Annotated in this window: 15 protein-coding genes; 11 read left to right on the forward strand and 4 right to left on the reverse strand. The window is 72.8% G+C overall.

Annotated features, from left to right (window positions below):
- The 3 genes from AC529_RS02300 to glgB form a co-directional block, all read left to right on the forward strand.
- The coding region (locus AC529_RS02300) for an alpha-glucosidase C-terminal domain-containing protein (protein WP_232306529.1) at positions 1-413 on the forward strand (413 nt) is incomplete at its 5' end.
- A 20-nt stretch (positions 414-433) separates the two neighbouring features.
- Entirely contained in the window at positions 434-1,828 is a 1,395-nt protein-coding gene (locus tag AC529_RS02305; RefSeq protein WP_068753257.1) for a maltokinase N-terminal cap-like domain-containing protein, read from the forward strand.
- 61 nt (positions 1,829-1,889) lie between these two features.
- Positions 1,890-4,067, forward strand: coding sequence for a 1,4-alpha-glucan branching protein GlgB (glgB, locus tag AC529_RS02310; RefSeq protein ID WP_068753258.1), 2,178 nt, complete (start codon positions 1,890-1,892; stop codon positions 4,065-4,067).
- Between the two features lie 51 nt (positions 4,068-4,118).
- Here the strand turns inward: glgB and AC529_RS02315 are convergent, their stop codons facing one another.
- Positions 4,119-4,931 (reverse strand): hypothetical protein, encoded by an 813-nt coding sequence (locus AC529_RS02315; RefSeq protein ID WP_232306530.1) that lies wholly within the window; start codon positions 4,929-4,931, stop codon positions 4,119-4,121.
- A gap of 106 nt (positions 4,932-5,037) precedes the next feature.
- On the opposite strand from AC529_RS02315, the gene AC529_RS02320 reads away from it, so the two are divergent.
- From AC529_RS02320 to AC529_RS02330, 3 genes are all read left to right on the forward strand, one after another.
- The gene (locus AC529_RS02320; RefSeq protein WP_068753259.1) at positions 5,038-6,237 is read left to right on the forward strand and encodes a glycoside hydrolase family 18 protein; all 1,200 of its coding nucleotides are present in this window, start codon (positions 5,038-5,040) and stop codon (positions 6,235-6,237) included.
- A 74-nt stretch (positions 6,238-6,311) separates the two neighbouring features.
- Positions 6,312-8,027 carry a signal peptide peptidase SppA gene (gene sppA, locus AC529_RS02325; protein WP_068753260.1) on the forward strand — a complete coding sequence of 572 codons (1,716 nt, stop codon included), beginning with the start codon at positions 6,312-6,314 and terminating at the stop codon, positions 8,025-8,027.
- A complete protein-coding gene (locus AC529_RS02330) occupies positions 8,024-8,515 on the forward strand; it encodes a flavin reductase family protein (protein ID WP_068753261.1) in 492 nt (163 codons plus the stop codon). Before sppA ends, AC529_RS02330 begins: the two co-directional genes overlap by 4 nt.
- A gap of 45 nt (positions 8,516-8,560) precedes the next feature.
- Here the strand turns inward: AC529_RS02330 and AC529_RS02335 are convergent, their stop codons facing one another.
- Together AC529_RS02335 and AC529_RS02340 are read right to left on the reverse strand one after the other, a co-directional pair.
- Positions 8,561-9,220, reverse strand: a complete 660-nt coding sequence (locus AC529_RS02335; protein ID WP_232306531.1) for an HAD family hydrolase — start codon at positions 9,218-9,220, stop codon at positions 8,561-8,563.
- A gap of 53 nt (positions 9,221-9,273) precedes the next feature.
- Positions 9,274-9,939: an NUDIX hydrolase gene (locus tag AC529_RS02340; RefSeq protein ID WP_232306532.1), complete on the reverse strand. Its 666-nt coding sequence runs from the start codon at positions 9,937-9,939 to the stop codon at positions 9,274-9,276.
- Positions 9,940-10,148: 209 nt separating this feature from the next.
- Between AC529_RS02340 and nadA the strand changes: the two genes are divergently transcribed.
- The 5 genes from nadA to AC529_RS02365 all read left to right on the forward strand — a co-directional run bounded on the left by nadA (position 10,149) and on the right by AC529_RS02365 (position 16,374).
- Positions 10,149-11,147, forward strand: a complete 999-nt coding sequence (gene nadA, locus AC529_RS02345) for a quinolinate synthase NadA (protein ID WP_068753263.1) — start codon at positions 10,149-10,151, stop codon at positions 11,145-11,147.
- 220 nt (positions 11,148-11,367) lie between these two features.
- Positions 11,368-12,810, forward strand: a complete 1,443-nt coding sequence (locus AC529_RS02350) for an RNA polymerase sigma factor (RefSeq protein ID WP_068753264.1) — start codon at positions 11,368-11,370, stop codon at positions 12,808-12,810.
- 401 nt (positions 12,811-13,211) lie between these two features.
- Positions 13,212-14,489 (forward strand): glycosyltransferase family 4 protein, encoded by a 1,278-nt coding sequence (locus AC529_RS02355; protein ID WP_068753265.1) that lies wholly within the window; start codon positions 13,212-13,214, stop codon positions 14,487-14,489.
- 74 nt (positions 14,490-14,563) lie between these two features.
- Positions 14,564-15,292: a class I SAM-dependent methyltransferase gene (locus AC529_RS02360; RefSeq protein ID WP_068754409.1), complete on the forward strand. Its 729-nt coding sequence runs from the start codon at positions 14,564-14,566 to the stop codon at positions 15,290-15,292.
- Positions 15,292-16,374, forward strand: coding sequence for a glucosidase family protein (locus tag AC529_RS02365; RefSeq protein ID WP_068753266.1), 1,083 nt, complete (start codon positions 15,292-15,294; stop codon positions 16,372-16,374). The genes AC529_RS02360 and AC529_RS02365 overlap by 1 nt, the downstream gene beginning before the upstream one ends.
- 79 nt (positions 16,375-16,453) lie before the next feature.
- Here AC529_RS02365 and AC529_RS02370 read toward each other — a convergent pair.
- Positions 16,454-18,897: transglycosylase domain-containing protein (locus tag AC529_RS02370; protein WP_083947875.1), on the reverse strand; the 2,444-nt coding region annotated here is incomplete at its 5' end.

Raw genomic sequence — 18,897 nt, forward strand, 5'->3', positions numbered from 1 at the left:
ACTGGACCCGCAAGATGATCCAGATCCGCAAGCGGCACCCGGTCTTCGGCACCGGCCAGTTCACCGAACTGCACGCGAGCAACCCCAGCGTGCTGGCGTTCGTCCGCGAGTACGGCAACGACCGGATGCTGTGCGTCAACAACCTGTCCCGCTTCCCGCAGCCGGTGGAACTGGACCTGCGGCGCTTCGAGGGGGTCACGCCGATCGAGTGCACCGGAGGGGTGCACTTCCCGCCCATCGGGGAGCTGCCCTACCTGCTGACCCTTCCCGGGCACGGCTTCTACTGGTTCCAGCTCCCACCGGTCCCCGAGGAGCAGCCCCTGGCCAATCCCGTGGCCGACGTCACGGCCACGCTGCCGGAGTTCGCCCCCGCGGCGCCCGCGCCGGTCCAGCAGTCCACGCCCAGGCCCTGAGGAGAACGGATCTGTCTGCCATGACTCGGCTCGAGGAGCTGCTGACCGCCTGGCTGCCGGCGCAGCGCTGGTTCGCGGGCAAGGGGGCGGCCGTCGACGCCCTGCGGATCGAAGCCGCGCACGTCCTTGTCCCCGGCCTTCCCGGCCTGCGGCTCCTGGTGGTGGCGGTCGTCCAGAACGGCCGCACCGACCGCTACCAGGTGCTCCTCGGCCTGAGAGCGCCCGAATCGGTCCCGGACGAACTCGCCCACGCCGTCATCGGCGTGTGCGAGTCCCCCGCCGACCTGGACGGCCCGCCCGCCGTGGCGGCCTACGACGCCGCGCACGACGCCGCCATGACGGCCCACCTGCTGACCGGGATCGCGGAGCACCGCGACGTCGGCCCGGTGCGGTTCCGCAGCGCTCCCGGCGCCGGGGTCCGCACCGGGCTGCGCAGTCTGGTGCTGACCGGGGAGCAGTCCAACACCACCCTCGTCTACGGCGAGGAGTACGTGCTCAAGACGTTCCGGCGGCTGTGGCCGGGACTCAACCCCGATCTGGAGCTGACCTCGGCGCTGACCGAGGTGGGATCGGAGTACGTCGCCCGGCCCTACGGCTGGATCGAGGCCGACGTGGTCGACCCGGACACCGGCCGGTCCTCGCCCACCACGCTGGCGATGCTCCAGGAGCACCTGCGCAGCGCCACCGACGGCTGGGTGCTGGCCGCCACCAGCGTGCGCGACCTGTACGCCTCCCCGGGACTGCCGCCCGAGCAGGCGGGCGGCGACTTCGCGGGCGAGGCCCAGCGCCTGGGCGCCGCCACCGCCGCGGTCCACCGGGACCTGGCCCGCGTGCTGCCCACCGACGTGCTCGGTTCCGAGGCCCAGGCCCGCCTGGCCGACCGCATGACGACGCGGCTGCGCGCGGCAGTGGCCGAGGTGCCGCAACTGGCCCCCCACGCGGAGGCACTGCACGCGGCCTTCGAGGAGCTGGGCGCCCTGGGCGCCGACCTGCCGGTGCAGCGGGTCCACGGCGACTACCACCTGGGCCAGGTGGTGCGCACCGACGCCGGATGGGTGCTGCTCGACTTCGAGGGCGAGCCCGCGGTCCCGGTCCGCGAGCGGCAGAAGCTGTCCAGCCCGCTGCGGGACGTGGCGGGCATGCTGCGCTCGTTCGACTACGCCGCCCGCTACCAGCTCGTCGGCCGCACCGACGACCCCGAGCTGGTCGCGGCGGCGCGGGCGTGGGCGCAGCGCAACCGCGAGGCGTTCTGCGAGGGCTACGCCTTCGGCGGCGGGGTCGACCCGGAGAAGCACCAGGTCGTGCTGCGCGCGTTCGAGTACGACAAGGCGGTCTACGAGGTGGTGTACGAGGCCCGCCACCGCCCCCACTGGATCAGCATCCCCCTCGACTCGATCACGGCGCTGACCGGGTGAGTCCGTCCGGCCTCCGCCGCCCCCGTCCTCCCGCCCGTCCCTTCACAACCCACGGACAGCCATGAACGACGTGCTCCTCGCCGAGATCGACCGCCTGGTCGCCGGAACCCACCACGACCCGCACTCGCTGCTCGGGGCCCACCCCGGCCCGGACGGGACCGTCCTGCGCGCGCTGCGGCCGCTGGCGCACTCCGTGCACGCCCTGCTGCCGGACGGCAGCCGGGTCGAACTCCCCCACCTGCACAGGGGGGTGTTCGCCGGCACGGTCCCGGGCTCACGGGTCCCCGACTACCGGCTGGCGGTCCGCTACTCCCCCGACGGGCCCGAGACCGTGGTCGACGACCCCTACCGGCACCTGCCCACCCTCGGCGAACTGGACGTCCACCTCATCCGCGAGGGGCGGCACGAGGAGCTGTGGCGGGCACTGGGCGCGCACACCCGGAGCTTCCCCTCGGTGCTGGGCGAGACCTCCGGAACGGCGTTCGCGGTGTGGGCGCCCAACGCCCGGGGCGTCCGGGTCGTCGGGGACTTCAACCACTGGGACGGCTCGGGGCACCCGATGCGCTCGCTGGGCTCCTGCGGGGTGTGGGAGCTGTTCGTGCCCGGGGTCGGCGACGGCACCCGCTACAAGTACCAGGTGCTGGGCGCCGACGGGGTGTGGCGGGAGAAGGCCGACCCGATGGCGTTCGCCACCCAGGTGCCCCCCGAGACCGCGTCGGTGGTGTTCACCTCCCGCTACGAGTGGCACGACGACGCCTGGCTCGCCGAACGCAAGACCGCCGACCCCGTCCGGGAGCCGATGAGCGTCTACGAGGTGCACCTCGGCTCGTGGCGGCCCGGCCTGTCCTACCGCGAACTGGCCGACCAGCTCGTGGACTACGTCCGCGAGACGGGCTTCACCCACGTGGAGTTCCTGCCCGTCGCCGAGCACCCGTTCGGCGGCTCCTGGGGCTACCAGGTCACCTCCTACTACGCGCCCACCTCCCGCTTCGGCTCCCCCGACGACTTCCGGCACCTGGTGGACCGGCTGCACCAGGCGGGCATCGGGGTGCTGCTGGACTGGGTGCCCGCGCACTTCCCCCGGGACGAGTGGGCGCTGGCCCGCTTCGACGGCACCCCGCTGTACGAGCACCCCGACCCGCGGCGCGGCGAGCACCCCGACTGGGGCACGCTCATCTTCGACTACGGCCGCACCGAGGTGCGCAACTTCCTGGTCGCCAACGCGCTGTTCTGGCTGGAGGAGTTCCACGTCGACGGGCTGCGGGTGGACGCCGTGGCCTCGATGCTCTACCTGGACTACTCCCGGGCGTCGGGGCAGTGGGAGCCCAACGCCTACGGCGGCCGGGAGAACCTGGAGGCCATCGACTTCCTGCGGGAGCTGAACGCCACCGCCTACCGCCGCAACCCGGGGATCACCATGATCGCCGAGGAGTCGACGGCCTGGCCGGGGGTGACCCGCTCCACCGACACCGGCGGGCTCGGCTTCGGCTTCAAGTGGAACATGGGCTGGATGCACGACACCCTGGCCTACCTGCGGCACGACCCGGTGCACCGGCAGTACCACCACAACGAGATCACCTTCTCGATGGTGTACGCCCACAGCGAGAACTACGTGCTGCCGCTCTCCCACGACGAGGTGGTGCACGGCAAGCGCTCGCTGCTGTACAAGATGCCCGGGGACGAGTGGCAGCGCTACGCCAACCTGCGGGCGCTGCTGGGCTACATGTGGGCGCACCCCGGCAAGCAGCTGCTGTTCATGGGGGACGAGATCGCCCAGGGCGACGAGTGGTCGCACGAGGAGGGGGTGCAGTGGTGGCTGCTGCGCTACCCGCACCACGCCGGGGTGCGCAGGCTGGTGGCCGACCTGAACCGGGTGTACCGGGACACCCCGGCGCTGTGGAGCCAGGACGCCGTTCCCGAGGGGTTCACCTGGCTGGACGGCGGCGACGCGACCGGCAACACGCTGTCGTTCCTGCGGTGGGGCGACGACGGCTCGGTGCTGGCCTGCCTGGTGAACTTCAGCGGCGTCCCGCACCTGGAGCGCCGGGTCGGCCTGCCCCGCGCGGGCCGGTGGCGGGAGGTCCTCAACACCGACGCCGTGCGCTACGGCGGCAGCGGGGTCTCCCAGCCGGGGATCATCGAGGCCACCACGGAGACCCCGTGGCAGTGCCAGCCCGCCTCCGCCCGGGTGACCTACCCCCCGCTGGGGGTGTCCTGGCTGGTGTTCGACGGGGAGTGAGCCCGCGGGAGGGGCCGCCGGGCGGCAGGCCCGCCCGGCGGGGTCCGCACGCTAGTCGTCGTTGCCGCCGCCGCGGTCGTCACCGCCGCCGCCGCGGTCGTCCCGGCCGTCCCGGCCGCCCGGGCCGCCGCCCCGGCCGCCCTGCTCCTGCTCGCTGTTGCGCCGCTTGTACTCGGTGACGTCCATCGACTCGGCGACGGTGAGGTAGAGGCTGTCGTAGCGCTGGTCCACCGACCAGGCGTAGACGAGCACGTCGCTCTCCGGCAGGAACCACAGCCGCACCTCGAAGGTGTCGTCGTTCTCGCAGGTCACCTGCCAGGTGGAGTAGTGCGACCGGAGTCCGTCGGCGTGGGTGGTCAGCCCGTCGCCGATCAGGTGCAGCTTGGACTCCTTGATCCCGACGTTCCCGGCCTCGGCGGTGTTCAGGCTGCGGCAGGCGGTGGGGTCCGCCGCCCAGCCGTCGTCCTTGTGGAAGGCGCTGTCCTTCTTGGGCCAGTTCTCGGGGTGCCGCTGGGCGGCCTTGGGGCGCACCTCGATCGCGCCGTAGCCGCAGGTCTCCTGGCCGGGAGGGCGCATGCACAGCATCCCCTCCCCGCGGTCGACCTCCCACCCCTGGGGGGCGTTGATCTTGACACCCTCGATGTCGAGGGTGGTGAAGCCCTGGGGGGCGGGGGCCTCGGCGGCCTCCAGGACGCCGCCGTAGGTGGCGTCGGGTTCGGGAGCGGGGGGAAGCTCCGACGGGGCCGAGTCGGAGCCGCCACAGCCCGTGACGGCCAGTGCGGTGGCGGCCAGGGCCGCGGCCGTCCGGAGGGACGGACGCCTCCGGGGGGTGTCGAACCGCGCTCGGCTGGGGATGCCGGACATGCGATTCCCTTCTCTACACGCTTGACCTCAACGACGATAGCGGGCGAATCTGACGTTCTGCGCCACACTCTGTGACATCGACTGCCCATACGCGAGAGGACCCCCGGTGCGCATCATCGGTTACTTCCCCCAGTGGGGTATCTATGACCGTCGCTATCTTCTCCGTGACGTCCACTCCAGCGGACAGGCAGCCAAGCTCACCCATCTCACCTACGCTTTCGGCGAGCTGGACGAAAAAGGCGTCTGCGTCATGACCGACGAGGCGACCGGGGACGCCTGGGCGGACTACCAGTGCCGGTTCAGCACTTCGGAAAGCGTAGACGGCAAAGGCGACTCCTACGAACAGCCCCTGGCCGGAAACTTCAACCAACTCCGCAAACTGAAGAAACGGCACCGCCACCTCAAGGTGGGCATCTCCTTCGGCGGCTGGAACGCCTCCCGGTACTTCTCCAACGCCGCGCTCACCCCGGAGTCGCGGGCGGCCTTCGCCTCCTCCCTGGTCTCCCTCTACTTCGACGGCAACCTCCCCGTGCTGCCCGGGGAGCCGCAGGGCGGCCCGGGGACCGCGGCGGGGATCTTCGACTACGTCGACTTCGACTGGGAGTGGCCGGGGTCCGACGGGCACGAGCACAACGTGGTCCGCCCCGAGGACCGGCACAACTACACGCTGCTGCTCGCCGAGACCCGCCGCCAACTGGACGCCTTCACCGCGCGGACGGGACGCCGGGTGGAGATCAGCGCCTACCTGCCCGCCGACTCCGCACGCATCGAGGCGGGCATCGAACTGGAGCTGTTCGACTACCTGGACTTCGGGATCGTGCAGGGCTACGACTTCAACGGCGACTGGGACCTGACCACCAACCACGCGTCGCAGTTGTACACGCCCCGCGACGACCCCTCGCCGCGGAAGCTCAGCGTGGACGCCGGCGTGGTCAACTACCTGGAGATGGGCGTGCCCCCGGAGAAGCTGGCCATCGGCATCCCCGGGTTCGGGCGGGGCTGGCGCGGCGTCCGCAACCGCCGCAACGGCCTCTACCAGCGGGCCCGGGAGCTGGCCCCCGGCACCTGGGAGCTGGGTGACGAGGACTACAAGACCCTGGCGCGCCGCCCCGGCCGGAGGTTCCGCGACCGCGAGCACGGGGCGCTGTGGCTGTACGACGGGAACGAGTTCTGGAGCTACGACGACCCGGAGCTGATCCGCCAGAAGGCCGCCTACGCCAAGGATCTGGGGCTGGCCGGGCTGAGCCTGTGGTCGCTGGACAACGACGACTCGCACGGCTCCCTGGTGCGCGCCATGCACGGCTGAGCGGCCGGGACCGCGCCGGGTGCCCCTTCCCGTTCCGGAGATCCCCACCGGAGCCGCTCGTCTAGTCTGAGGGCATGGTGGATGTCGCGAAGCTGTTCGAGCCGGTGGCCACGATCCGTCGGAGGCGCACCGCACCGCTGGTCCTCGAACTGGACCTGACCGAGGGGATCACCGACGAGCCTCCGGGCGACCCGCTCGGCCAGCTCGCGGCGATGCGTCGGCAGCGACTGTTCGACACCGTCGAGGGCATCCGGCGGGGCGCCCGCGACCCCCGGGTCCGGGCGCTGGTCGTCAAGATCGGCTCCGCTCCGATCGGCATGGCCAAGGTCCAGGAGCTGCGGCAGGCCGTCGCCGTGTTCCGCCGCGCCGGCAAGACCGCGGTGGCGTGGAGCGAGTCGTTCGGGGAGTTCGGCCCCGGCTCCGTCCCCTACTACCTGGCCACGGCGTTCGACGAGATCGTGCTGCTGCCGTCGGGCTCGGTGGGGCTCACCGGGGTGACCGCGGAGAACACGTTCTTCGGCGAGGCCGTGGAGAAGCTCGGCATCGACTACCAGGTCGGGGCGCGGCACGAGTACAAGACCGCCGTCAACGTGTTCACCGAGCGCGGCTTCACCGAAGCGCACCGCGAGGCCAGCGGCCGGATCGTCGAGTCGTTCACCGAGCAGATCGTGGCGGGGATCAGCGAGGGCCGCGGCCTGTCCGAGGAGACGGTGCGCTCGCTCATCGACCGGGGGCCGTTCCTGGCCGCCGAGGCGCTGGAGGCCGGTCTCGTCGACCGCCTCGCCTACCGGGACGAGGTCTACACGGACCTGCTGGAGCGCTGCTCCGCCCCGGACGCGCCCGCCCGCCTCCAGTACGTCTCCCGCTACCAGCGGTCCCGCTCCCTGGCCGACCGGGTCCCGGCCGCCGCGCCCCGCAACGGCTACGTGGCGCTGATCTCCGGGGTGGGGCAGATCGTCCCCGGGCACAGCCGCCGCTCCCCTCTGGGCGGGGGCGCGGCGATGGGGTCGGAGACCGTGGCCGCGGCCTTCCGCGCGGCCCGCAAGGACCCGCACGTGCGCGCGGTGGTGTTCCGGGTGGACAGCCCCGGCGGCTCCTACTCCGCCTCCGACGTGATCTGGCGCGAGGTGGTGCTGACCAGCCGGGCGGGCATCCCGGTCGTGGTGTCGATGGGCGAGGTCGCCGGTTCGGGCGGCTACTTCGTCGCCGCGGGCGCCGACCTGATCGTGGCGCAGCCGGGCACGATCACCGGCTCCATCGGCGTGTTCGTGGGCAAGGCGGTGCTGTCGGGCCTGCTGGGCCGGCTCGGCATCACCAGCGACTCCCTGGACGGCGGCCGCCACGCGGGCATGTTCAGCAGCAACCGCCCGTTCAGCGACACCGAGTGGGAGCGCGTCAACGCGATGCTCGACCACATCTACGACGACTTCGTCGGCAAGGTCGCCGAGGGCCGGGGGATGACCCGCGAACAGGTGCACGAGGTGGCCCGGGGCCGGGTCTGGACCGGCCAGGACGCCCTGGCCAGGGGCCTGGTGGACGAGGTCGGCGGGATCGAGACCGCGGTGCGGCTGGCCCGCGACCGGGCCGGGCTGCCGCCGTTCGCCCCGGTGCGGCACTTCCCGCGGCTGGGCCCCCTGGAGCGTCTGGTCCCGGCCGAGTCGAGCGAGGACCGGGCGGCTCAGGCGCGGCTGCGGCTGAGCGCGTGGGGGCCGCTGGCCGACCTGTCGGCCCGGCTGGGGCTGCCCGCGGCGGGCCCGCTGGTGATGCCGGGGACGTGGGTGGTCCGGTGATCACGACCGCGGAGTTCACCGAGACGCTGGCCCACTTCGCGACCGGGGTGACCGTGGTCACGGTCGCCGACGGCCGCGACGACATCGGCAGCACGATCACCGCGGTCGCGTCGATCTCGGCGGAGCCGCCGCTGGTCATGGTCAGCGTGCGCTCGGACAGCTACCTGGCCGAGGTGATCGACCGGCAGGGGACCTTCGCGGTGAACGTGCTCAGTGCCCGGCAGAAGGCCGTCGCGGGCCGGTTCGCCGCCGCGGGCCGCCCGAGTGCGCGCCTGCTGCTGGCGTCCGAGCCGCACCAGCGCGGCGAGCACTCCGGCGCGCTGGTGCTGACCGCGGCGGTCGCCGCGCTGGAGTGCGAGGTGGCGCAGCGGGTGGTCGCGGGCGACCACACCGTCTACTTCGCCTCCGTGACAGCCCTGCCCCGGGTGTCGGGGGCGGCCGACGGTCCGCTGCTCCGCTACGGCAGCCGGTACCGGACGCTGGGCTGAGTGCGAAGCGCCCTCCCGGGGCCGCGGCCGGCCCCGGTGCCGCGCTCATCCGGTCTGTGCCGCCAGCCAGTCGACGAGTTCGGTCAGGCTGGACACGATCACGTCGGCCCGGGCGGCCTCGGGGCGTTCGGCGTGCAGGTAGCCCCACGGGCCGCGGCGGAGCAGGGCGGCGCGCAGCCCGGCCTCCCGGGCCGGCACGACGTCGTTGTCGACGCGGTCGCCCACGTAGAGGATCTCCTCGGCGGCGCAGCCGGCCTCCTCGACCACACGGGTGAAGAACGCCCGCTCGGGTTTGGCCACGCCCCACGCGTCGGAGACGTGGATGTCGGCGACCGGCAGGTCCATGGCGCGCAGCGCGGCCTCGGCCTGGACGGGCTGGTTGCCCGCGACGAGCACGTGCAGTCCCCGGTCGCGCAGCCGTTCCAGGGCGGGGCGCACGTCGGGGTAGAGGTCGTCCTCGTCGAAGTTCTCGCGCAGCGAGTCGGGCTCCTCCCGCTGCCACGCGGCGAGCTCGGCGTCCAGGTCGAAGCCGGGCTTGACCAGCCGGAAGGCGTCCAGCATCGGGCGCCCCTCGGCGAGCACCCCGCCGATGGTGCCGAAGAAGGTGAGCTGGGGGACGCCGAGCCGGTCGGCCCAGCGGCTGAAGATCCGGGTCTCGTCGACCAGGGTCTCACCGACGTCGAAAACCACGCTGCGAATCGTCACGGACTGGACGCTAACACAGCGCCCGACCAGCCGGTCCGGCGGCCGCGGGGTCGTCAGGACGGCGGGCGCAGCACCGCGAAGGCGTCGGTGATCTCCAGTTTGCGGGTGCGGAACCGGAACAGCGCCGCGGGGCGCCCCCCGGAGCGCCCGGAGGGCACGCTCCGGCCGGTCTCCTCGATCTGCCCCCGGCGCAGCAGCACCCGGCGCAGGTTGGTGGCCGTGACGTCGTGCCCCAGGGCCGCCCGGTAGTAGTGGGAGAGCTGGGACATGGTGAACTCGGGCGGGGCGAGCGCGAACCCGATGTTGGTGTAGGACAGCTTGGCGCGCAGCCGCCGCCGGGCGGCGTGCACCATGGCCGCGTGGTCGAAGGCCATGGGCGGCAGGTCCGCGGCCGGGTGCCACCGGGTGTCCTCGGGCACGAGCGGGTCGATGTCGGCGGGCACCAGGCCGAGGTAGGCGGTGGCCAGGACCCGGCCGAAGGGGTTGCGGTCGGGGTCTCCCCAGGTCTCCAGCTGCTCCAGGTGGGCGAGCTCCCGCACGTCGACCTTCTGGGCGAGCTGGCGCCGGATCGACTCGCCCAGTCCCTCGGTGGCGCCGAGCCGTCCGCCCGGCAGCGCCCACAGCCCCTCGCACGGGGGGCGACCGCGCTGCCAGACGAGCACGCACAACTGGCCGTCGCGGATCTGGAAGACCACGGCCAGCACCTCGTGGGCGCTCACGGGCTCCTCCGCGGCCGGGCGCCGGGCAGGACTCACGAGCTCTCCGCCGGTCCCGTCAATATCCACCCCTGCTTCCCTCCGTCCTCTGGGAATCATGTTAAGCTGCCCCGAGTTTTTGTCTATAAGGCGAAAACTATCCGGCCCCACGTCCCCCCGGATGCCGTGCCCCACCGGGCAGGCACCGGCCCTCTGAAGGAAGAAGCACCGACATGGCAACGGTCACCGCACCCCCGGACGCTATGACCTGGCAGGAGTGGGCCGACGAGGTCCGCCGTCTGGCCCGGGAGCGCGACGCGGTCATCCTCGCGCACAACTACCAGCGACCCGAAATCCAGGACGTCGCGGACCACACCGGTGACTCCCTGGCCCTGTCCCGACTGGCTGCCAGCGTCGAGGCGAGCACCATCGTCTTCTGCGGCGTGCACTTCATGGCGGAGACGGCCAAACTGCTCTCCCCGGAGAAGACGGTCCTGCTTCCCGACCCCCAGGCCGGATGCTCCCTGGCCGACACGATCACCGCCGAGGACGTGCGGGCCTGGCGCGCCGAGCACCCCGACGCGGTCGTGGTCGCCTACGTCAACACCACCGCCGCGGTCAAGGCCGAGACCGACATCTGCTGCACCTCCTCCAACGCGGCCGACGTCATCCGCTCCATCCCCGAGGACCGGGAGATCCTGTTCCTGCCCGACCAGTTCCTGGGCGCGCACGTCAGGCGGGTCACCGGCCGCGACAACATCCGCGTGTGGATGGGCGAGTGCCACGTCCACGCCGGGATCGACGGCCACACCCTGCGGGAGCGGGTGGCGGCCGAGCCCGACGCCGAGCTGTACGTGCACCCCGAGTGCGGCTGCGCCACGTCGGCGCTGTACCTGGCGTCCTCCGGCGCGGTGCCGCAGGAGCGGGTCAAGGTGCTCTCCACCGGCGGCATGCTCAGCGCCGCGGAGAAAACCGACGCGCGCAAGGTCCTCATCGCCACCGAGACCGGCATGCTGCACCAGTTGCGCGCGGTCAACCCCAAGACCGTCTTCGAACCGGTGAACTCCCGCGCGGAGTGCCACTACATGAAGATGATCACCGCGGAGAAACTGCTGTCCTCCCTGCGCGACGGCACCACCGAAATCACCGTGCCCGAGGACGTCGCGGCGCGGGCCAGGAGGTCGGTGGAACGCATGATCGCCATCGGTTCGCCCTCGCGCGGCGGCGAGTGACCTCCACGTCGGCGGGGTCCGGCGGCGACACCGGACCCCGCCCTCATTTCCGGAAGAAGCCACAACACCCTTGCTTTTTGGACAAATCTTCCGAAAACCTGAGACAAAACCCGTCACGGTCGCTACCGTCTCAAACACTCTCCGGTTCTATCTATCTCCAGATAGCAGCGGACCGGAAATGTGATCGAGAAGCAAGAAAAGCGATCCACGCGGAGGGGCTTTGACTGCGCCGCAGAAACCCGGTCGACAGCACACGGGCGAGGAGCACGCGCTCGCGACGCTGTTGCAGGAGGGACAGGGGTACGAGCGGTGCTACGACACGTTCGCCCCCGCCCTCTACCGCTACTGCTGGACCCTGCTCGGACCGCACGCCGCCCAGGAGGAGGACGCCCCGGGCGCGGCCGTGCGCGCGACCTTCCTGGCGGCGGTCGAACTCCTCCCCCGGCTGCGGGACCGCGACCTGTTCCGCCCCTGGATGTTCGCGCTGGCCCGGACCGTCTGCCAGCAGCGCGGCTTCGCCACGGACACCCCGTACACGCTGCTGTCCGTCCACCCCGACGACCAGCCCTTCGTCGAGGCGCTGAGCACTCTTCCCCCCAGCCAGCGGGAACTGCTGGAGCTGACCCTGCGGCACGGCCTGTCGCACACCCAGACCGCCGTGGTGCTGGGCCTGGACCCCGAGACCGTGAGCGACCTGTGCCGCTCCGCCGCCCAGCGGGTCGCCGACCTGCTCACCGAGCAGAACCGGGAGGACGGGCGCTCCGGCTCCCGGTGGATCATCGCGGACGTCCCCGCGGCGCTGACCTCGGTCGCGCTGCCCGGACCGCCGCGGCACCTGCGCGAGCAGGTCGTCGCCGCCTGCACGGCCGCCGGGGCGGCCCCCCGGCGCGAGGCGGCGGCCCTGGTCCTCCCCCTGGGGGTCAACGGCTTCCCCCTGCAACGGGCGCGCGGCAGCGAGCCCGCCGCGGAGGCCCCCGCCGATCCGACGGAGCACGCCGCCTCCTGCCCCGCGCTCTCGGCCCCGGACGCCACCGAAGCGCTGTCCGAACCGGCCCCGGAGACCGGGGACGACGGCGACGCCTCCGCGGAGCCCCACCGGCTGTCCGGCTGGCTGCTTCCCGCCACGGCCGGCCTGTTCACCGCGCTGGTCGCGTTCAGCCTGTGGGGGATCGGCGCCTTCCTCGGCCGCTCCGACGACCTCACCGGGGCGGCACCGCCGCCGGTGGACGGGGTGACCATCAGCCCCATGTCCGACCACGAGCCCGAGGGCACCGACCCCGCCTCCGTCAGCGTGCCGTCCGCCGAGGTCTCCGAGCCGACCCCCGCCCCCTCGCCCTCGGCGGCGGAGGAGGAGGCCGGTGCGGCGGAGCCGGAGGAGGCCGACGACGGGACCGGGACCGTCGGCGAGGCCGCTCCGACCGGGGAGGCCGGAACGTCCGAACCCCCCGCGCAGTCGCCGCAGACCCCGCAGGCGCCCGACCCCGAAGCCCAGGCGCCGCCCTCCGGGTCCCAGCAGGCTCCCGCGACCGCTCCTCCCGCCCAGCCCCAGGAGCAGCAGGGGGACCAGGGGGGCTCCCAGGGGCAGACCCAGTCCCCGCGCAGGCCGGTGAGCACGCTGCTGGAGGGGGTCCTGGACCTGCTGGGCCTCAACCGCCACCGCTGACCCGCCCGTCCCGGGCCGGAGCCCTCGCTGCGCTCCGGCCCGGGACGTCGTTTCCCGGCGCCTCGGGGGCGGCCCCGGCAGCGGCCGGCGCCGCCCCGGAGCGGTGCCCGGTCGTGGCGGGGTCCGGGGTTTTCCCGGCGCGGCCGGAGGGTAACCGAGGGAGGGCTCCGCAATCGGTCGTCCACAACCCCGGAAAAAAGCTGAGAGTAAACTGATGGGTAATATTCGAGGCGGGTAACGGACAGGTGGTCAGTCGACAGTGCCGGAACGGGGGGCATCCGGCACGTTGCACTCCAAGCGCCGTCCCACCGCCCCGAGTGACTCCGCCGCCGTCGTGAGCGCGCGGGACCCGCCCGAGACGGGGCCGGCCCGCAGCTCCTCGCCTGTGATGGGTTGTCTGCATGGCTCTTGACCGTCCCCTGCGCATTGCCCTGCTCTCCTACCGAAGCAAGCCGCACTGCGGCGGCCAGGGCGTCTACGTCCGGCACCTCTCCCGGGAACTGGCCGCGCTCGGACACCAGGTGCGCGTCCTGTCCGGCCAGCCCTACCCCGTCCTCGACGACGGCGTCGCACTGGACCGGATCGCCAGCCTGGACCTGTACAACGACGCCCACCCGTTCCAGGCGCCGCCGTTCCGCGAGTGGCGGGACTGGATCGACGCGCTCGAAGTCGCCACCATGTGGACCGCGGGCTTCCCCGAACCGCTCACCTTCTCGCTGCGCGCCCTGCGGGAGCTGCGCGCCCGCCGCGACGAGTTCGACGTGGTGCACGACAACCAGACCCTCGGCTACGGCCTGCTCGGCGTCCAGGCGATCCTCCCCCTGGTCACCACCATCCACCACCCCATCACCATCGACCGGCGCATCGAACTGGAGTCCGCCTCCGGCTGGCAGCGCCTGTCCAAGCGCCGCTGGTACGGCTTCGTGACCATGCAGGGGCGGGTGGCCCGGCGGCTGCGGTCCATCCTGGTCCCCTCCCGCTCCTCCGCCGAGGACGTCTCCCGCGAGTTCCGGGTGCGCCCCTCCGCCATCGACGTGGTCCCGCTCGGCGTGGACACCAGGTTCTTCCGCCCGCGCCGCGACGTCACCCGCGTCCCCGGCCGGATCGTCTGCGTGGCCAGCGCCGACAGCCCGCTCAAGGGGGTCGGGGTCCTGCTGCGGGCCGTCGCCAAGCTCGCCACCGAACGCGACGTCGAACTCACCGTCGTCAGCAGGCCCCAACCGGGCGGCCCCACCGACCGGCTCGTCGACGAGCTGTCGCTGCGGGACCGCGTCACCTTCGTCAGCGGCATCGTCGACACCGAACTGGCCTGCCTGCTGTCCAGCGCCCAGGTCGCGGTGGTCCCCTCGCTGTACGAGGGCTTCTCGCTGCCCGCCGTGGAGGCCATGGCCACCGCCACCCCGCTCGTGGCCAGCCGGGCGGGCGCCCTGCCCGAGGTGGTCGGCGAGGACGGCGCCGGCCGCCTGGTGCCTCCCGGCGACGCCGAGGCGCTCTCCGCCGCGCTGGCCGAACTGCTGGACAACGACGCCGCACGCGCCCGGATGAGCGAGGCCGCCTGGCGGCGTGTCCAGGAACGGTTCACGTGGCGGGCGGTGGCCGAGGCCACCGCCCGCCACTACGTCTCCGCCATCGAGGCCGCCCGGCACGGCCGGGCGGGCCGCCCCGCGCCGACCCCGTAGGGACCCGCGGGTCCTCTTGTCCCACCCGCCCCGCCCGCGCACGGCACCGCAGGTACGACCAGAAGGAGCTTCCTCTGATCACCGTTGACTTCACTCTGTTCCCCGTCGGTCCCGGCAACCGGGTACTGGACCTGGGCTGCGGCGGCGGCCGACACGCGTTCGAGGTCTACCGCCGCGGCGCCGACGTGGTGGCCTTCGACCAGAACGAGAACGACCTGGCCGAGGTCTCCGCCATGTTCGCCGCCATGCGCGCCGAGGGGGAGGCGCCCGCCGAGGCCACGGCCGAGACCGTCAAGGGCGACGCCCTGGCCATGCCCTTCGACGACGACTCCTTCGACCGGGTCATCGCGGCCGAGATCATGGAGCACATCCCGCACGACACCGCCGCCATGGCCGAGATGTACCGCGTGCTCCGGCCGGGCGGCATCGCGGTGGTCACCGTGCCGAGCTGGCTGCCCGAGCGCGTCTGCTGGGCGCTGTCGGAGGAGTACCACACGGTCGAGGGCGGGCACATCCGCATCTACACCCGGGCCGAGCTGGAGGCCAAGCTCAAGGCCACCGGGTTCGAGATCGGACCGCACCACCACGCGCACGCCCTGCACTCGCCCTACTGGTGGCTCAAGTGCGCCGTGGGCACCGACAACGACTCCCACCCCCTGGTGCGCGCCTACCACGACCTCCTGGTGTGGGACATGGTCAAGGCCCCCCGCATCACCCGCCTCGCCGAGCGCGCGCTCAACCCGCTGATCGGCAAGAGCGTCGTGGTCTACCTCCGCAAACCGCGGCGCGGCGGGGACACCTGATGAGCGCCCATCCCCTTCCGGAGCTGCCGGGCGTCCTCGGGGCCGGCGAGCTGGCGCGCAGCGCCGAGTACCTGCTCGCCGCCCAGGAGCCCTCCGGGGCGATCCCGTGGTTCCCCGGGGGCCACGTGGACGTCTGGGACCACGTCGAGTGCGCCATGGCGCTGTCCGCGGTCGGCCACTACGAGGCCGCCGCACGCGCCTACGACTGGCTGGCGACGGTGCAGTACCCGGACGGCTCCTGGCCCGCCAAACTGCGCCAGGGGGCGGTCGCGAACCCGCTGCGGGAGGCCAACCACGCCGCCTACCCCGCCGTCGGCGTCTGGCACCACCTGCTGGTCACCGGGGACGACGCGTTCGCGGAGCGGCTGTGGCCCACCGTGCGCGCCGGGATCGGGTTCGTCCTGGAGCTGCGCACCGAACGCGGAGAGGTCCGCTGGGCGCGCGACGCCGACGGCACCCCGGGCGACCACGCCCTGCTCACCGTGTGCGCGAGCATCCACCACTCGCTGCGCTGCGCCGCCGCGCTCGCCGAGTACCTGGGCCGCCCGCAACCGGACTGGGAGCTGGCCGCCGCACGCCTGGCCCACCTGGTCTGCGACCACGAGGCGGTCTTCGCCGACCGCAGCCGCTACTCGATGGACTGGTACTACCCGGTCCTGGGGGGCGCGATGCGCGGGGAGCGGGCCGCCGCCCGCCTCGCGGAGCGCTGGGACACCTTCGTCGTTCCCGACCTGGGCGTCCGCTGCGTCAGCGACCAGCCGTGGGTCACCGGGGCCGAGACCTCGGAACTGGTGCTCGCGCTGGCCGCGCTCGGCGAGCACGACCGGGGCGCCGAACTGCTCGCCTCGATCCAGCACCTGCGCGACCCCGACGACGGCGCCTACTGGACCGGCTACCAGTTCGTCCAGGACGTGCGCTGGCCGGTGGAGCGCAGCACCTGGACCACCGCCGCGGTGATCCTGGCCGTCGACGCGCTGTGCGGGGCCACCCCCGGCGCCCGGGCCTTCACCGCCGTTCCCGGCGCGGCGGAGCAGAGCACCGCGGACTGCTGCGACCGGCCGGTGGCGCTCCCGGTCCGGTAGGCGCGTCCGGCTCCGACCGGTTCCGGGGCCGTGCAGCGGTGCGGGCCGCCACCCCTCGGGGTGGCGGCCCGCACCACGGTCAGCCGGTCGGAGGCACTCCCCCTCCGCCTCCGGGATCCGTGCCCATGCCCCCTCCGGGGTCGGTGCCCGTTCCGGGGTCGACGGGGAGGCCTCCCCCTCCGCCGTCGCCGGGGGGAACGACGCCTCCTCCGCCGCCCGTGCCCGGGTCGGCCGGTACGGGGTCGACGGCCGGGGGCGGTTCCGCGTCGACCTGGCCCGAGGGCTCCTCCTGGGTCTCCGTCCCCCCGCTGGGGTCGGGTGCGACGGGCTGGGGCGCCCAGTTCGGCGAGTTGCCGCCGAACGAGGGCGGGGGGAACTCCTCGACGGGCTCGTTCTCCAGGGCCTTGAGCATGAAGGCGCGCCACACCGTCGCCGGGAGGGTGCCGCCGGACAGGGTGCCCCACCCGGGGACGGAGAACGTCTGGTTGTCGCCGCTGTAGATGCCCACCGCCGCCGAGAGCTGCGGGGTGTAGCCGACGAACCAGGCGGCGACGCTGCCGTTGGTGGTGCCGGTCTTGCCCGCCGCGGGACGCCCGATCCCGGCCGCGGTGCCGGTGCCGGAGGTGATCACCTGGCGCAGCGCGTAGGTGGCGTCGGCCGCCTGCTCCTCGGTGAGCACCCGCTTGCGCTCCGGCTCGGGCCGCTCCTCCTCGCCGTCCTTGTTGATGATCGAGGAGATCACGTGCGTCTCGACGTGCTCGCCGCCGTTGGCGAAGGTGGCGTAGCCGCCCGCCTGGTCGGTGGGGCTGACGCTGTTGGCGCCGAGCGGCAGCACCGGCACCAGGTCGATGCTGCCCTCGGGCAGCCCCATGTCGTAGGCGGTCTCGGCGACCTTCTCCAGGCCGACCCGCTGGGCGAGGTCGATGTAGCCGAGGTTGTTGGAGACCGCGGTGGCCTGGATGAGGTTCATCGCGCCGCCCGGGGAGTTGCCCGCGTTCTGGATCCGCGTGCCGTTGATCATCCTCGGACCGGTGCCGTCCACCACGGTGTTCAGGCTCAGGCCCTCCTTGAGCGCGGCGGCCAGCACGTACGGCTTCATCGCCGACCCGGCCTGGGCGGTGCCCAGGAAGGCGCTGTCGTACTGGTTCTCGAAGTAGTCCTGTCCGCCGTAGAAGGCCACCACGGCGCCGGTGGCCGGGTCGACCACGCTGAGGCCGACCCGCACCCCCTCCGGCAGGTCGTCGATGGGCACGGTCTCCTGCACGGCGTCGTAGGCCGCCTCCATCAGCACCGGGTCGAAGGTGGTGTGGATCTCGTAGCCGCCCCGGTTGATGTTGTCCTCGGTGTAGCCGAGCTCCTGCAGCTCCTTCATGGCCTGCTGGAACATGTAGCCCTTGTAGCCGCTCAGGTCGATGTTGTCCTGCGGCCGTTCCGGAAGGGGCTTGGGGAACTCGTACTCCGCGGCCTCGGCCGGGGTGATGGACCCCATGTCCACCAGCCCGTTGACCACGTACTCCCAGCGGTTCTCCATCTCGGGCGTGGTGTCGCTGTCGGCGAAGCCGAACTTGGTGGGCTGCTGGATGGCCGCGGCCAGGAACGCCGCCTCGTCGGGGGTGAGGTCGCCGACGTCCTTGTCGTAGTAGGCTTCGGCGGCCGCCTGGATGCCGTAGGCGTTGCGCCCGAAGTAGATGGTGTTGAGGTACTGCTCCAGGATCCACTCCTTGGACTGGGAGCGGTCGACCTTGAGCGCGATGATGATCTCCTTCAGCTTGCGCTCGATGGTCTGCTCCTGGCTGAGCCCCTCGTAGTAGTTGCGCACGAACTGCTGGGTGATGGTGGAACCGCCCTGGAGCTGCTGCCCGGTGACGGTGGACCAGACCGCGCGCGCCGTTCCGGTGATGGAGACGCCCGGCTCCTCCCAGAAGCCGCGGTTCTCCGCGGAGAGGATGGCGTTCTGGACGTGCTCGGGCACCTGGTCGAGGGAGACCGGCTTGCGGTTGACGCCGCGCTCGGTGAGGACCGAGCCGTCGGCGTAGTAGAAGACGGAGCCCTGCGCGGTGGCGTCGGCCTGGGCCGCGTCGGGGACCTCGAAGGTCGCGTAGGCGTAGGCGAACCCGCCGATCACGAGTCCGACCACCAGCACCCCGGCGGCCAGCACGACGCGGGTGATCCGCCACCACAGCGGCTTCTTCCGCTTGGGCTTCTTCGCCTTCTTGCCGCCCGGGCCGGCGGGGCCCGGACCGGACGCCGCGGCGGTGGGCGGAGGCGGGGTGGCGGGCCCGGAGGGGGCTTCGGCCGCCCGGTTGGACGGCCGCATGAAGCGCGGGGGCAGCGGGCGCCGCCGCCGGACGCCCTCGGCCAGGTTCTGGTTGAAGACCGCGGTGGTCTCGGAGGAGGGTTCGGAGGGAGCGGGGGTGGACGGGGGTTCCGGCTCCGTCGCGGCGGGCGCCGCGGACAGGGCGGAGATGTGCACCGTGGTCTCGTCCCCGAGCGAGGGGCGCTCGTAGGACTGTTCGCCGGTCG

The sequence above is a fragment of the Thermobifida cellulosilytica TB100 genome, from assembly GCF_001517975.1.
Lineage (GTDB): Bacteria > Actinomycetota > Actinomycetes > Streptosporangiales > Streptosporangiaceae > Thermobifida > Thermobifida cellulosilytica.

Coding starts and splice junctions, on each gene's coding strand:
- AC529_RS02305 (WP_068753257.1), top strand. CDS start 434: ATGACTCGGCTCGAGGAGCTGCTGACCGCCTGGCTGCCGGCGCAGCGC.
- glgB (WP_068753258.1), top strand. CDS start 1,890: ATGAACGACGTGCTCCTCGCCGAGATCGACCGCCTGGTCGCCGGAACC.
- AC529_RS02315 (WP_232306530.1), bottom strand. CDS start 4,931: ATGTCCGGCATCCCCAGCCGAGCGCGGTTCGACACCCCCCGGAGGCGT.
- sppA (WP_068753260.1), top strand. CDS start 6,312: ATGGTGGATGTCGCGAAGCTGTTCGAGCCGGTGGCCACGATCCGTCGG.
- nadA (WP_068753263.1), top strand. CDS start 10,149: ATGGCAACGGTCACCGCACCCCCGGACGCTATGACCTGGCAGGAGTGG.
- AC529_RS02355 (WP_068753265.1), top strand. CDS start 13,212: ATGGCTCTTGACCGTCCCCTGCGCATTGCCCTGCTCTCCTACCGAAGC.
- AC529_RS02365 (WP_068753266.1), top strand. CDS start 15,292: ATGAGCGCCCATCCCCTTCCGGAGCTGCCGGGCGTCCTCGGGGCCGGC.